The 14,957-nt window shown below is 68.1% G+C and carries 12 protein-coding genes; 6 read left to right on the top strand and 6 right to left on the bottom strand.

The features are described from left to right. Positions 1-45: 45 nt before the first annotated feature. Positions 46-1,584 carry a hypothetical protein gene (locus HUA78_RS34615; RefSeq protein WP_371745730.1) on the bottom strand — a complete coding sequence of 513 codons (1,539 nt, stop codon included), beginning with the start codon at positions 1,582-1,584 and terminating at the stop codon, positions 46-48. 600 nt (positions 1,585-2,184) lie between these two features. Here HUA78_RS34615 and HUA78_RS34610 point away from each other — a divergent pair. The 4 genes from HUA78_RS34610 (at position 2,185) to HUA78_RS47815 (ending at position 7,755) form a co-directional block, all read left to right on the top strand. Then, positions 2,185-3,351 carry an FIST signal transduction protein gene (locus HUA78_RS34610; protein WP_174458309.1) on the top strand — a complete coding sequence of 389 codons (1,167 nt, stop codon included), beginning with the start codon at positions 2,185-2,187 and terminating at the stop codon, positions 3,349-3,351. A 7-nt stretch (positions 3,352-3,358) separates the two neighbouring features. After that, positions 3,359-5,956: an ATP-binding protein gene (locus HUA78_RS34605; protein WP_254624056.1), complete on the top strand. Its 2,598-nt coding sequence runs from the start codon at positions 3,359-3,361 to the stop codon at positions 5,954-5,956. Positions 5,957-6,324: 368 nt separating this feature from the next. Beyond that, complete coding sequence (locus HUA78_RS34595) at positions 6,325-7,023, top strand: TIGR02269 family lipoprotein (protein WP_174464385.1); 699 nt, start codon at positions 6,325-6,327, stop codon at positions 7,021-7,023. Positions 7,024-7,026: 3 nt separating this feature from the next. Continuing rightward, a complete protein-coding gene (locus HUA78_RS47815; protein ID WP_174458307.1) occupies positions 7,027-7,755 on the top strand; it encodes a double-CXXCG motif protein in 729 nt (242 codons plus the stop codon). Between the two features lie 47 nt (positions 7,756-7,802). Here HUA78_RS47815 and HUA78_RS34585 read toward each other — a convergent pair whose 3' ends face one another. After that, on the bottom strand, positions 7,803-8,777 hold the full coding sequence (locus HUA78_RS34585; protein WP_174478117.1) for an AraC family transcriptional regulator: 975 nt from the start codon (positions 8,775-8,777) through the stop codon (positions 7,803-7,805). Positions 8,778-8,934: 157 nt separating this feature from the next. Here HUA78_RS34585 and HUA78_RS34580 point away from each other — a divergent pair, with 157 nt between their 5' ends. Both HUA78_RS34580 and HUA78_RS34575 read left to right on the top strand, forming a co-directional pair. Further along, a complete protein-coding gene (locus HUA78_RS34580) occupies positions 8,935-9,822 on the top strand; it encodes an NAD(P)H-binding protein (RefSeq protein ID WP_174464383.1) in 888 nt (295 codons plus the stop codon). A gap of 15 nt (positions 9,823-9,837) precedes the next feature. Beyond that, entirely contained in the window at positions 9,838-10,317 is a 480-nt protein-coding gene (locus tag HUA78_RS34575; RefSeq protein WP_141644645.1) for a DUF1772 domain-containing protein, read from the top strand. A 56-nt stretch (positions 10,318-10,373) separates the two neighbouring features. On the opposite strand, the gene HUA78_RS34570 is transcribed toward HUA78_RS34575, so the two are convergent. From HUA78_RS34570 to HUA78_RS34555, 4 genes are all read right to left on the bottom strand, one after another. Beyond that, positions 10,374-12,170: an N-acetylmuramoyl-L-alanine amidase gene (locus tag HUA78_RS34570; protein ID WP_174478116.1), complete on the bottom strand. Its 1,797-nt coding sequence runs from the start codon at positions 12,168-12,170 to the stop codon at positions 10,374-10,376. Positions 12,171-12,254: 84 nt separating this feature from the next. Continuing rightward, positions 12,255-13,019: a DUF3592 domain-containing protein gene (locus tag HUA78_RS34565; protein WP_174464380.1), complete on the bottom strand. Its 765-nt coding sequence runs from the start codon at positions 13,017-13,019 to the stop codon at positions 12,255-12,257. A 38-nt stretch (positions 13,020-13,057) separates the two neighbouring features. Beyond that, positions 13,058-13,717 (bottom strand): hypothetical protein, encoded by a 660-nt coding sequence (locus tag HUA78_RS34560; RefSeq protein WP_174478115.1) that lies wholly within the window; start codon positions 13,715-13,717, stop codon positions 13,058-13,060. Between the two features lie 72 nt (positions 13,718-13,789). Then, the gene (locus HUA78_RS34555) at positions 13,790-14,812 is read right to left on the bottom strand and encodes a DUF3616 domain-containing protein (protein ID WP_174478114.1); all 1,023 of its coding nucleotides are present in this window, start codon (positions 14,810-14,812) and stop codon (positions 13,790-13,792) included. Positions 14,813-14,957: the final 145 nt, after the last annotated feature.

Below are 14,957 nucleotides of genomic sequence, written 5' to 3'. Positions count from 1 at the left end.
GCCCCCTACCCGCTCGAGCACGGGGGCCCCGAGAGCGCCGCGTCGTTACTGCAGCGCGTTCGCCGGCAGCTCGACCACGTACGTGTCGACGTCCGTATCGCTGCCGTTGCCCCAGTTGGAGTTGAAGACCACCCGCGTGAAGTCGCGGTTGACGCTGGCGACGGGCGTCGTCCAGTAGCCGTTCGGCGAGGAGCGGTGGTGCGCGAGCGTGTAGACCGTCGGATTGGCCTTGAGCTGCACGGCCAGCAGCTTGCGGTGCAGCCACTGCAGTGAGCCACCACCGTCGGCATAGGTGCTGACCACCACCCAGCCCGGCCTGGCGAACGCCTTGCCCGAGACGTGCAGCGCCGTCGCGGTGCCGCTCAGGTAGGTCGCGAACAGCGCCGTGCGCACGCCCGTGCGCAGGTTCACCATGAACACGTCCCCCTCGTTGGAGCCATAGTCGATGGCCACGTAGACATCCTCGCCATTGGCATCCAGCGCGAGGTCCGAGTGCTGGGAGATGCCGAGCAACTGGGTCCTCGTGCTGAAGTCACGCGAGAACGCCGCCGTGCCCCCCGCCCCATCGCCGGACACCACACAGTAGTTCCCGCTGGGGGACATGCTCACGTGGTCGGGCCGGTCGCCGTGGGTGTCGTACATGCCCAGGATGGTGTTGGTGTCGCGGTCCCAGGTGAACACGCCCGCGCTCACCCAGTCCGTCGCATCGACCATGAAGCACCAGTAGCGACCATCCGCCGAGGGGGAACCTTCCGCCTTCGTCCAGGCCGCCATCGCGGCCGGCCACCGGGCCTTCAACCGCGCGCCAAAGTCACCCACGACGCGGGTCGCCCCGGTCGCGACGTTCAGCTCGTGGAGCTTCATCCCAATGCCATTGGTGGGCAGGTAGTACAGCAGGTCCGGGTTCGTCGGGTGCCACTGCGGCTCCGCGTCCCCGGCCGGCCCCGACAGTTGCTTCAGTCGCGCGCGGGTGTTCGCGTCATACACGTGCCAGTACCCGTCGAGGGCATACACCAGTTGCTTCGTGCTGTTCGAGTTGAAGGCCTGACGGCGGGAGTAGTCGTTCCGAGCAAAGCCGGAGACGCCGTCAGCGGTATGGTCCGTGGCGCGTACGAGACACGTCTTGTAGGTCGGCTCCGAAACCGCGACACCCTTCGCGGGCTTCGCCAAGGCGGGAACCGCCGGGGCCTGACGAACGCTGGAGAGCGCGAAACCCGAGGGGTAGAACGTGGCACACGCGGGGCTGAGCGCCGGCTCCGGCACCGGGTTCTGCTGCGTCTTGCGCTGGCACGTCTTGAACTTGCCGGGCGCGGGGTCCGGATTGAAGAAACAATACACACTGCCCGCGGCCAGCTCCTTCGTCACCCAGGTCTCGCCGAGTCCGAACCGGACAGTCGAGGGCTGGGTCAGTGTGAACGACTGATACTGATTCGCGACCGTCTCCCATCCCTCCGGGGCGAGTGTCGAGTCGACCACTTCAGGGGGTGAGCCTGGAGGTGCGCCGCCCTCGGGCACCGCGTCTCCGCAGCCCATCAAGGCGAGACACACCAACGCCACCGCGTTGCACTTCGAATCAGGATTCACGTTGAGTTCTCCTCGTTGTTTCAACTTCGAAACTTCGACGAGACTATTCGTGAATAGTCTGATCTTCAAGTCTTAGATGTCTTTCTTGGATTATGAGATATGTGTTGTTTCACTCTGCGGAATGACTGTAATTGCCGCCGTGAGACGGGATGCCCGGCGCGACCCTCCGGTTGTGCAACCTGAATCGCAAAGCAAGCGTCAGACCAACCAGGGGGCGCAGCCCACCCCTGTGAAAACAGGTCGCTCATGCCCGGTGCGACAGGATCATGGGGTGGACTGCTCCCCCCAGACTGCCGGGTGGTCCCCTCATTCTCGGCCCCGGCGGCGACACCGGCACGCACGGAACCGCGAATTGCGTCTGACGCGATGTTTACAGCATGCGCATACCAACAGTTTCTGAGATGCATCTCGACAGGGATGACGCTCCAGCAGGCCGGTCCGCCACCAGAACCGTCCGGAGAGTGGGAGTGCCACCACGGGCCCGACTGGCCGGCTGGCGTTCTCCGCACCACCCTGGTCGGCACCCGCCTTCCAGGCGAGGCATGCGAAGCCGCCGGGTCCTGCAAGCGCGCTCGCGAATGAATATCGATTCCAGAGCCCATGTGGATCCAGATCGGAAAGAGCAACTCACCCGATTGCGAAGCCGCCGCCCATGAAGCCATCCAGGAGGCGCTTCGCGAAGGGGATGACGCGCGCTTCGCCCTCGTCCTGTGCACGGACCAGTACGACGCGGCGTCCCTGGCGTCCGCGGTTCAGCGGGAGCTGGGGGATATTCCCTGGGCCGGGTGCAGCGCGGCGGGCGTCTTCGCGGGAGCCGAGCTGTTGCTCCAAGGGCTGGTGGTCGCGCTCTTCCGCGGGAAGGACTTCCAGGTGGGCGTGGGAATGGGCGGGCCCGTCAGCGAGGCCCCCAGGCTGGCCGGACGCTCCGCGGTGGCGCAAGCCGTCGGAAAGCTGCCCCCCAAGCCCCCTGAACATCGGCGCGCGTTGATCATCCTCCCAGACGCGCTCAGCGGAAACCCCACCGAGGTCGTACGAGGGGCTCAGCAGGAAGCAGGCGCGGGCATCGGCTGGGTGGGTGGCGGCGCTGGCAACAACCTCCAGCTCGTCAAGGCGGCCCAGTTCACCGAGGGCCAGGCCTACCGGGACCAGGTGGTGGTGATTGCCCTCGACACCCTGGCCCCCATCGGCGTCGGGATTCAGCATGGGTGGCATCCGTACGGCCCACCCACCCAGGTCACGAAGGCCCGAGGAGCGACCGCTGTCGAGCTCGAGTACGAGTGCGCGTTCGAGGTCTACCGGCGCACCGCCGCGAGTCGAGGAGACGTGCTCGACGAAAAGGGCTTCGCGCGCTTCGCGATGACGCACCCGCTGGGGATTCCCCAGGCCAATGGGGAGTTCGTGATTCGAGACCCGCTCGCCGTCGAGCCCGACGGCGCTGTCCGCTGCGTCGCAGAGGTTCCGGACGGCTCGCTGGTCCGGGTGATGGAGGGCGAGCGCGCGGACCTGCTCGACGCCGCGGCCCGCGCCGCCACCCTGGCGCGGGAAGCCACCTCAGGCACGCTGGGCGGCGCGGTGGTGTTCGATTGCATCTCCCGGTACCACATCCTGGGCGAGGAGTTCCGCGACGAACTGGCGCGCTTCCAGGATGCACTCGGGGAGGACACCCCGGTCGTGGGCTGCCTCACGCTCGGCGAGGTGGGGGCCCTGGGGGGAGGAGTTCCACAGTTCCACAACAAGACGGCGGTGGTGCTCGCCCTTCCGGGGTGATGGACCCATGCGGGACATGGTGGACCACGAGGCGAACACGGACCAGAAGCTCACCGAGGAACGCCTCGCGCTCCTGAGTGTGCTCCAGGAGCTCACCGTCGCGGCGCTCGACCTGTTCGATCCGAACAAGTCCGCGGACACCTTCCTGGACCGTCTCGCGGAGCGCTTGAGCTGCACCGTGGCCCTCTGGCTCCAGGAGGATGCGCGGGGACGGGTCCATCTGCTGGGCGCGAGCGGCCTTTCCGCCGCCTCCCGCCGCCTGCCGATTCCGGGTCCCCTGGAGCATCCCCTGGCGCCATGCCCCGCCTCGGTGGACCTGCCCTACCCGGAGCTGGCCCCGCCGGGACTCGCGTGCTGGTCCGTGCCCGTCATCCCCGGAACGACAGACGCGGGGCGCGATTCCAGCGTGCTCCTGCTGTACTTCGACCGGGAGCCTCGGCTGCCGCGCCAGTACCGGGGCATGGTGGAGCGCCTCGGCGGCGTCCTCCGCACCGCGCTCGTCCACCGGCGACTCTTCGCGCGCACCCTGGACAGCGAGCGCGACCTCCACCAACAGAAGACACTGTGGGAGTCCCTGAGCGAAGCCTCCGTCGAGGGCATCCTGATCTCCTCCCCTGGCGGCGGGACGCTCACCCACAACCGCCGCTTCGCGCAGATGTGGGGACTGGAAGAAGACATCCAATCCGCCTCCCGCGAGGCCTTGCTCCGCGCGATGGCGGAGCGCGTGGAAGAGCCCGCCCTGTTCACGGCGCGCTCCCGCGCCTTCTCCGAACACGAGAACGCGTCGGGACAGGACGAACTGCGGCTCAAGGATGGCCGGGTGTTCGAGCAGTACAACGCCCCGGTGGTGAGCGCGGACGGTGTCTATTATGGGAGGGCCGTCTACTTCCGGGACATCACCGCTCGACAGCGCACGGAGCGGGAGCTCCAACGTGAGCGCGACTTCAGCTCCACGGTCCTGGATACGGCCCGCGCGCTGGTGATTGTTTTGGATCCGGAAGGGCGCATCGTCCGCTTCAACCGGGCGTGCCAGGAGGTGACGGGCTTCTCCTTCGAGGAGCTCCGCGGTGCGCATTTCTGGAAGCGGCTCCAGCCTCCCGAGGAAGCCGCGCGCGTCGAGACGGACTTCGCCGTGCTGGCCTCGGGCATGGGGAACGAACAATACGAGAGCTTCTGGCTGACGCGGGACGGAGAGCGGCGCCTCATCTCCTGGGCCAGCAACGTGCTGCGTGGCGAGACGGGAGAGATTGAGTATGTCATTGGCACCGGCATCGACATCACCGAGCAGCGCCGGGCCGAGCAGGAGCGCGACCAGACGTTCCAACGCGAGCAGCAGGCACGCGCCAGGGCCGAGGAGCAGGAAGGGAGATCCGCGTTCCTGGCGACGGCCTCCGGAATGCTCGCCGGCTCGCTGGCCCCCGAGGACTCCTTGCGGAGCGTGGCGGAGCTGACCGTCCAGCGGTTCGCGGACTGGTGCGCGTTCGATCTCCTGGAGCCGGATCACACGGTCCGGCGAATCACGCAGGCCCAATCCGAAGCGCTTCTCGCCAGGTCTCCGGCGAAGGTCTATGCGCCGCCACCCGACCTCAAGGCAGCGCAGGGCCCTGGCAAGGTGCTGCGCACCGGTGAGCCGGCGTTCTTCCCGATGGGAGACACCTCGGCGCCCTCGGGAGACGTCCCGTTCCAGTCCTGGATTTCAGTGCCGCTGCTCGCCCGGGGCCGGACGCTCGGCGCGCTCACGCTCGCCCGCGAGTGCGAGGGCTGCCAGTACGGCCCGGCGTCGCTGGTCCTCGCCCAGGAGCTTGCCCGCCGCGCGGCGATGGCCGTGGACAATGCCCGGCTCTATCAGCAGGCCCAGACGGCGATCGGCCTGCGCGATGAGTTCCTCTCCATTGCGTCCCACGAGCTGAAGACCCCGGTGACGTCCCTTCAACTGTCAGTGCAGGGCCTGCTGCGCCTCGCCCGGCTGGGGACGCTCCGTGCCGCGCCGATGGAAACCGTGGCCCACTCGCTCGAAACCATCGAGCGACAGGCGAAGCGGATGGCCAAGCTCGTCACCACGCTGCTTGATGTCTCACGCATCCATGCGGGGCGGCTCGACCTCGAACTCGAGGAGGTGGACCTCGCGGCGCTGGTCCGCGACATCGCGGCCCGCTTCGCCCCCGAGCTGGCCACCTCGGGAGCCCGGCTTCGAGTGCATGCCGACACGCCGATGCCTGGCGTGTGGGACCGCTCACGGCTCGATCAAATCGTCACCAACCTGCTCGCCAACGCCATCAAGTACGGCGAAGGAAGGCCCATCGACATCGTGGTCGAAGGCAACGCCGCGACAGCGCTGCTGGAAGTGAGGGACCAGGGGATTGGAATCCCACCGGAGCGACAGACGCGAATCTTCCGGGCTTTCGAGCGTGCGGTGTCGTCGCGACATTACGGAGGTCTGGGATTGGGCCTCCACATCGTGAGCCAGCTCGTCGAAAGGCTGGGCGGGTCGGTTCGGGTCGAGAGCGAGGCTGGACGTGGGTCCACCTTCACGGTGGAGCTTCCGCGTCAGGGCCCTCCCGTGCCCCCGTTCACCGCGAGCCGTGGGGCGCCAGGTCATGTCTGACGGATGCAAGCGGCGTAAGTAGGAGAAGATGAGCGCCATCTGCACCATGGCAAGGTTGTTGACGGCGAGCTTGCCGTAGCGCGTGCCAGTGGTTTGCTTGTCCTTGAGGTGCCCGAAAGCGCGCTCGATGACATTGCGCTGGCGGTCGAGGCCCGGGTCGAATCGAGCACGGCACCGCGCCGCCGCTTGATGGCGAAACCTCGGGACGCCCTGCGGAACCGGGGCAACTTCAATCAAGCACGCGCGCATCTGCCCCGAAAAAGAATGTTGGAGGTCGGACGGAGTCGAAGTGGACGCGGCTGCACGGTTGCAAACGGTTGCGTCATCGTCTGCCAAAGCGCGGCCTCGAATCGGCGCGGGGGGAGCCCATGAGTCTGAAGACAGTGACGTGGATGGCGGTCCTGATGACCGCATGCGCATCCATGCCGGAGCAGGTCGGCGACGCAGCGTTGCTCGACAATGGCGTGGAGGACTCCGCGGATTCCTGCGCCAGGTCGGCAGCGTCCGGGGAGGAAGGCGGATGCTATGCGCCCGCCTGTGGCGAGGAGGCGTGTGGACTGTTCCGATGCGAGGACCTCGCGTCGCCTCCGCTCGCGCTGCGGTTTCCACCCGCGCAGACTGGCGGCGCTACAGCCCGCATTCAGCGGTACTGGGGTGGCGCAGTGCCGTTACCAGGGCGGCAGCCCGTCTTCGTCATCCCATGGTACCAGCGCGAGGAGCTGCCGAGCGTCAAGGCGGCGCGGAAGGCCATCGCCGAGTGGACGAGGAGGCCGAAGGAACGTCACCACATCTTCCCCCGCGCCTTCGCTGGGTACTTCGAGTTCGTCGGCATCAACATCCACCAGTACACTCTGCTGGTCGCGGTCGATGAACACCATCGAGTCCACGCGGGCGAGAATGGTGGCCCGTGGAATCGGGACTGGAGGAAGTGGATTGATGCGAACAGGTTCACGGCCACGCGCGACGACCACTTCAAGCAGGGGGCGCGGATGATTTCAAAGTATGGGCTCATCGGAATGCCAATGACGTACTGGCAGACCCTGCGGCTGTACTCCGCCGGAGAATGAGTGATGCGGTACTACACACTGCAGGAACGCGAAACGGTGCGGTGGAGTGGGGGGTACGACATGGGCAGGCGCTGGCAGCTGCCCGGCGTTTCGTGCCCCACATGCGGCAACACGTGGGGAGGAGGAGGCTACGACTACCCAGCAGTGGATTTGTCGAAGCTCGGTGGGGGAGCAAAGGCCCTTGAGCGCCCACGGTGCGTCCCGTGGGCCGAATTCACGGCGCTGCGAGCGAGCGTGTTGCCGCTGGTGCCGCGCGGCGCGGTGGTGACGCCGGGGTCGGGCTTTGGCCCGTTGACGGGGCGGGCACAGGGACGGTTCGGTCCCGTGAGCGTCCACATGCCGTGGACACTGCTGGTGCGACCGGACGTCGTGCGGTGTCTCGACGGACTGACCGGAGCTGTTTCGGTGCCAGCGACTTTCCGGCGTGCTCGGAGCGACGGCGAACTGTTCGAGTTGCAGGTGATGCCGGGCGGCAAGCTGGTTGGCGAGGACCGCCACAAGCCGTGCACGACCTGTGGACGTGCCAGCTGGGTCCTTCCGCCGCCCGAGAGGCGGCGCCTGGCTGTTCCACCATCGACCGATTTCGCCCGAGCAACAGCGAGTGTAGTGGTTGTAAGCGAACGTGTTGTTGAGCAGCTTGAGCGGCAGTTGGAAGAGTCCGACGTCGTCGCGCTCGATGTGAGTGGCTCACCAGGGTACGCGAGGCGGTCCAACGTCGTCCCGCCCGCATGATGTCGGGGACTGAAACGGTGCCGCTGCTCTGGAAGGTGGCCGACCACTCACGCGGACATGCCCAGGGACGGGAGCGACGTCGCGTCGCCCCTGCGCACGGCTCCGGGTGACACGCCCATGAAGCGCTTGAACGCGCGACTGAAGGCCGCTTCGGACTGATACCCCATGCGCTCCGCGAGCTCGGCCAGCCCGGGGCGCTCCTCCTTCAGCGCCGTATGCGCGACGTACATCCGCCACCGCGCGAGGTAGTGCATGGGCGGCTCGCCCACCATCCGCGTGAAGCGCGCCGAGAACGCCGAACGGGACATCGCGACCCGCGAGGCCAGCGAGGCCACCGTCCACGGACTCGTCGGCTCGCGGTGGATGAGCGCGAGCGCGCGCCCCAGTTCAGGGTCCTGCAGCGCCCCCAACCAGCCCGTGCGCGCGCCGGCCCCCTGGGCCATCCACTCTCGGAGCGCCTGGACCACCAGCACGTCCGCGAGCCGGGTGATGACCGTCTCGCCTCCGGGCCTCAACTCCTTCGCCTCGTCGGCGATGAAGCGCAACGTGCTCTGGAGCCAGTCCATGCGGGGTGAGCCCGAAGGCTCCACGCGGATGACGCTCGGCAGCAACGTGACGAGGTGCCGGGCGGCGGGATGGTCCAACCGCACGACCCCACAGATGAGCGTCGTGGGTGCCCCTCCTCCACCGTGCCGCAGGACGGAGTAGCGCTCGCTCACGAGTTCCTCGGGGAGCTCCTCCAGCTTCCGCGTCGGCCCCCCTCGCTCGCTCGACACACGATGCCCCTCCCCATGGGGCAAGAGCACGAACGTGCCCGGCTGGAGCAGTTGGTCTTCCACACCATCGACCTCGAGCCAGCACTGTCCCGACGTCACGACATGGAACATCAGGCTGCCCTTCATCACCGGCAGCGCGAGCCCCCACGGCGCCGTCAGCTCCGAGCGGCAATAGAACGTGCCGCTCATCCGCAGGAAGTGCAGGGCCTCGCCGAGCGAGTCCACCGAGGGCATCAGGTTCTTCATGTCCCGAGTATCCGCCCCACCTTCCCCGTCGTCCACCCCAGCCTGGACGAACGAGCATGAATCAGCGACTTCGCATCATTGAGAGTCCTGGCTCGTGCCCCGATATTGGACTCCAGGCAAGCCAATGCCACGGGGCTCAAGGCCCCAGGGAGCACACATGTTGACGGTGATGGGAGCAACCGGGAACACGGGCAAGAAGGTGGTGGAGTTGCTGCTCGCGGCCGGGCAGGACGTCCGAGCATTGGGCCGCTCCGAGAGTCGACTGGCGGAGCTCGCCGCGCGCGGCGCGCAGGTGCTCGTGGGAGACCCGGGCGACGCCGCGTTCCTGGCGAAGGCGTTCGCCGGCGCCGAGGCCGTCTACACGCTGCTGCCAGCGGACCGGGAGTCGCCGGACTACCACGGGGACCAGCGGCGCAAGGGCGAGGCCATTGTCCAGGCCCTCCGGGACAGCGGCGTGCGACACGTCGTCGCCTTGAGCAGCCTGGGCGCTGAGCAACGGGAGGGGACGGGGCTGCTCGCCACGCTCCATGCGCAGGAGGAGCGCCTGAAGACGCTTGCGGACACGAACGTGCTGCTGCTGCGTCCGGTGTCCTTCTTCGAGAACTTCTTCGATGCGCTCGCCGTCATCGAGCACCAGGGCGTCAACGCGGACTCCGTCGAGCCGGACCTCGCCGTTCCGATGATTGCGACCCGGGACATCGCCGACGTCGCGGCGAAGGCGATGCTGCATCGGGACTGGAAGGGCCTCGCCATTCGGGAGCTGCTGGGCCCCAGGGACCTCAGCTATCGCGAGGCCACCCGCATACTCGGAGCGCACCTGGGCAAGCCTGGGCTCGAGTATGTCCGGCTCGCCCCCGCGGAGATGACCCAGGCGCTCGTGCAGGCCGGAATGTCAGAGACGTTCGCCGGGCTCTATGTCGAGATGACCCTCGCCTTCAACGAAGGACGCGTCATGCCTCGTGCGGGGCGAACCGCGCACAACACGACACCGACACGGTTCGAGGACTTCGTGGAAGAGCTCGCGCTCGCCGCCACGACGAAGTGAATGGAGACGGGACGGATGATGGAGACGGTGCTGCGAATCCTGACGTGGGTGTCCGTGCTCGGCTGCGGGCTGATGGCGGGCGTGTTCTTCGCCTTCTCGACGTTCGTGATGAACGGCCTGACACGGTTGCCCGCGGCGCGGGGCATCGCCGCGATGCAGGCCATCAACGTCTCGGCGGTGTCGGGCCTGTTCATCGCGGCGTTCATCGGCACCGCGCTCACCTGCGCGGGACTGGTGCTGTCCTCGCCAGGCACCTGGAGTGATCCACACTCGCGAGAGCGGCTCCTGGGAGGCGCCATCTTCCTCGTCGGCTGCTTCGGGGTGACCGCCGCGTTCAACGTGCCGCGCAACGACGCGCTGGCCGCGCTGAACCCGGACAGCGCGGACGCCGCGCTCCACTGGGCACGCTATGTGTCCGGCTGGACCGCGTGGAATCACGTGCGGACGGTGGCGTGCCTCGCGGCGACGGTGCTCCTGACGCGCGCGCTCCGCTGAAGACTCTCGACTCGCGCACTGGCGACGTGGGAACCCCGCCCCGTCGCCAGCACCCGTCAGTCGATCTTCGCCACGCGGCTGCGGTCGCCGAGGAACTCCTCGACACCGTGGGCAATCGCCTTGGCCACGTCCGTCTGGTAGGCGCTGGTGGCCAGGCGCTTCTCCTCGTCCAGGTTGGACAGGAACGCGGTCTCCACGAGGATGGCCGGCATCTTCACGCCGAGCAGCACGTAGAACAGGGCCTCCTTGTGGCCCAGCCCCTTGATGTCCGTGTATTTGGTCGACAGGGACGTCACCAGGCTGCGCTGCACCTGGTTGGCGAGCCGCGAGGACTCCTCGGTGTTCGCCTTCGTCGCCAGGTCCGCCAGGATGAACTGGAGGTCGCTGATGCCCTTCTCGGACGACGCGTTCTCCCGCGCGGCCAGCCGGATGGAGTACCGGTCCGCCGACGTGTTGAGCGTGTACGTCTCGATGCCGCGCAGCTTCCGGCTCGTCGCCGCGTTGCAGTGGACGGAGATGAACAAGTCACCCCGCTCCGTGTTGGCGAACTTCGCGCGGTCCTCCAGGCGGATGAAGCGATCATCCTCTCGCGTCAGGACGACTTCCAACCCGCGCTCGCGCAGCTCGTCCGCCAGCTTGAGGGAGATGGAGAGCGCCACGTCCTTCTCTCGCGTCCCCTCCTTGCCGATGGCACCCGTGTCGTGACCGCCGTGTCCCGGATCAATGACCACGCGCCGCACCTTGAGGCCCAGCTGCTCCGCCAACGTCAGCTCCGCCCGGCGCGACTGCTTCGCCACCGCCTTGAGCCGCGCCTGCGCGACCTCATCATCCACGGGACGGGTAATGGGCTTGGGCGGCTCGACCACCGCGGCGGCGGCGACCTCGATGCTCTTCGGCGCCACCTCGGCCTTCGGCTTCTCCGCGACGGTCGACACGGCATGGACGGGCTCGGCCTCCGGGCGACGCTCCTGCGGGCGCGGCGTGGAGACCTTCGACGAGGCCACCTCGACCGGAGCCACCACGGGCTTCGACGCCACGGCGACAGCGGGGGCCTTGGAGGACTGCTCCTTCGCGGCCAGCGCGGCGGCGACGGCTTCATCCAGCCCCTTGCCCTCACCGGACGACTCAACCCCCACGGGAGCGCTGGGGTCCAGGCGGGGAATCATCGGGGACGGCTCGCGGGCCAGCTTCTCGATGGCACCCACCAGCGCGGACGCCGGGCGCTCCGACGGCGTCTCCACCCGAGCGACCGCCGTGGCCTTCTCCTCCTGCACGGGCGTCTTGTTCGGCACCGGCGTGGCGGGCTTGCCGCGCGACGGAGCGGGCGCGACGGGAGCGCCCTTGGGCGTCGGCAGCGAGGCCAGCAGCGTCTTCATCTCCTTCGCCTGGTCGCCCTTGCTGTTGAGGGCGAGCATGTCCGCCAGGACGCGGCGCGCGTCCTCGGGCCGGTCCATCCGGTGGACGTGGATGCGCGCCAGCGCCAGCGCGGCGTCGTCCGCCAGCCGGTGCTTGGGGTAGTCGCGGCTCAGCTTGTCGTAGTCGGCGATGGCCGACTTCAGGTCCTCTTCGACGAAGGAGATGCGGCTGAGCTCCTGGAGCAGCTCGCCCGCGGTGAAAAGGGCGTCGGGCGCGCGCTCGGACTTGGGGTGGCTCTTCGCCACCGCCTCGAACTTGTGCACCACGTTGAGCCAGTGGTGGCGCAGCTTGCGCCGGGCCGCGTCGTCCTTCAGCGTGTAGTACGCGCGGCGAGCCCCTTGGTACGCGGCCTCCGCCTCATCCCGCTTCGCGGCCCCCACCGTGCCCGGGACGAGCAACAGCAGCATGGGCAGCGCGAGCAAAAGGCGTGGGCACATGAAGAACCTCCGGCGAACTGGGAGCTACAGGCGTGTGTCACACGGCCCCACGTCACCGGCAAATTTTCGGCCCCACCCGTCAGCTCAGCGCAGCCAGCCGAGCACGCCCGCCAGGTCCTGGTCGATGACCCGCGCCCAGCCGGGCTCCCGAGGCACCACCGCCGCGAGCACCTTCGTCCCGTTGCGCACCGGCGCCCGGCCCGGACGCACCCGCGCGCGGACCTCTAATTTGACGTCCTGCCGGAAGTAGTGGGCGGGGAAGACCACCTCGCCCCGAGCCTCCGGCAAGGGCGCATCCGGCGTGAGCCACACCAACGCGCCCAGTCGCAGCGGCTCCACTTCCGAGCGCACCAGTCTCCGGGCCTCGCGGGTGAACATGGCCACTGCCCCGAGCGCGCCCAGCCCCAGCCCAAACGGCAGCCACCCCATGCGGGAGGCCCGGGTCCGCGCGAAGCCGGCTTCACGGGGACGGCCCGGCGCGGCCGGGTCCACCAGCAGCTTCACCACCGCGCCATGGCCCAGCCCCTCCGCGTACTCCGCGAAGGTGCGGACGTCCGACACGGAGTGCTCCACGTTCTGGAAGGTGTAGAGGACCTCGAGCAGGCCCTCGGCGCCGTCGCGCTTGTCCGTCGGGGGGAGCCGCGTGGCGACCAGCACCCCGTCCACTTCCTCCGCCCGCGCGTTGAAGCCGTGCTCCTCCACGAAGAAGCGGCCCGCCCAGGTGGCCCCGGCGCCGAGCAACGCCATGAAAGCCAGCCCGAGCACGGCATCTCGCGCGAGACGACCCACCGCGCCGGGAACCTGCGTCAGTCGCACCTTTCGAGGTGCATGTGGAATGGCCAGCTGCATTGGGCCGACAGCCTACACGTGATCCGCGTATCCGCGCGCTACTCGCCTCGGGCGCGCTTCTGGGCCTCCCCCACCATGTGGAAGATGCTGTTGGTACCGGTCTTGTAGTCCTGGCTCAACGTCGAGTGGCGCTTGAGCTGACGCAACTCATCCGCCTTGCCAGGCACCGTGGCGGGGGGATTCTTGTACTCCCCACACAGGCTGCCCCACACACGCCGGAAGTTGCCCTCGGCGACGAGGGTGATGCGCAGGCCCAGCGAGGCGCTCTCCCTGGACGGAAGGGTCACCTTGAAGACGTCCTTTTCGGGCGTCTGGATGGTGACCTCCGAGCCCTTCACCTTCGCCTCGATCTCCGCGTCCTCGCAATCCAGCTTCGAGCCGTACTGGACGCCTTTGGCGTCGACGGAGATGAGACATTCCGACTTCAAATGCCAGAAGCCCACGGCTTCGAGCCGAGGCTCCGTCGCGCCCTCCGGCTGGGAGACCAACACCTGCACCTGGCTGCGCGAGCGTGAGAAGAAATAGAGGGCCGGCTCCTTGAGGTCGAAAGAGCCGCCGCCCAGCATGGTGAGGCGCAGCGCGGGGGTGAGTTCACACGTCGCCTCCGGTGTGGCGGGGGTGAGCTCCTTGCGTTGCGCGAGCGCGGCCGACGAGACACAGACGCAGAGCAACGCCAGCAGACCAGAGACACGATTCACGGAGACTCCCCGGCGGAAAAGCGGTGATTCTCGCGACGCCGCCGTGGGCCCGTCAATGAGGGAGGACGCTCGTCAGCCCTGTTCCCCCGGGCGAACCCAGATGCCACGGAAGCGCTTGCGCGCGGGGTCCTTGAGCTTCTTGCACGCCACGCCGTCGAGCGGCCTCGAGCCATCGTCACTGAGCAGCAGAATCTCCTCCGCGTCCTCGGGTGTGAAGAAGGCCTCCGGGTTGAAGCCCGCCAGGTCCACGTCGCTCGCCAGGACGGGCGCATCGTCTCCGCCAGCCCAGGTGAACAGGTGCGAGGTGCCCCCGCCATCCGTGCCCCCGCTGATGATGAGATAGCGCCCGCGCCACCAGGACATGGAGCGGACGCCCATTCCGCCCAGGTCCACCAGCCGAGGCTCACCCACGCGCGCGGAGGCGCCCTCCAGCACCATCTCCTTCGGATTGAGGAGCGGAACGAGCAGCGCCTTGCCTTGAGGCACGGGACTGCGGAAGCCGATGAGGATGGACGCGCCGTCAGCCATCGCCGTCATGCCCTCGATGTTGAGCCCACCTGGAGCCTTGGGGGCCAGGCCCTCGGCGTCCGCGAGCCGGAACGCGCCGAGCTGCGGCGCCGCGAGCAGGTCATCCAGCAGTTGCGTGTAGGGACGGCCCACGAGTTGGGGCAGGCCTTCCTTCTCCTCGGTGGCGAAGAAGCGCAGGCGGCTGGGCGCCTTCTTCCCGGAGCTGTTGCGGCCGTGGGACGTGAGCCAGAAGGAGTACGAGCCCAGGCCCGTGGCGGCCTCGATGTCCGCCTCCGGGGCCTTCTTCTTGTGGGCCGGCAGCTCCAGCTCCGGTGACAGGTCCACGCTGCGCACCGGGGCGCCGCCGCGCCGGGCGGCATAGACGCGGAGGATGTTGTCCTCGTCGTCACCCACCACGAACAACGAGCCACCCAGCGCCACCGCGCCCGACGCGTCGCACATGCCCTCGAACACGAGCACGTCGCGCCCTGAACCACCCTCGGCCGGAACGCTCTCCGGCCCTGCCTGGACGCCCCGGGCCGCGCAGCCCGCGATACCGATTCCGACGATGATGGAGGCCAGCTTCATAGACCCCCAGATCTCGTCACGCCTCCCGCATCCGGGAAGCCCCCCTGCTCTCGATGTGGGCCGCGAGACAGCCCTGAATGCCAACAAGGCCAAGCACCAGAAAGGCTCGATTTTACAGGAAGTCCAACTTTGCATTGTCAGGTTT

This window comes from Myxococcus sp. CA033 (assembly GCF_013336625.1).
Taxonomy (GTDB): Bacteria; Myxococcota; Myxococcia; order Myxococcales; family Myxococcaceae; genus Myxococcus; species Myxococcus llanfairpwllgwyngyllgogerychwyrndrobwllllantysiliogogogochensis.
The sequence above is the reverse complement of the archived record's forward strand: the minus strand, read 5'-3'. Positions and strand labels throughout refer to the sequence as shown.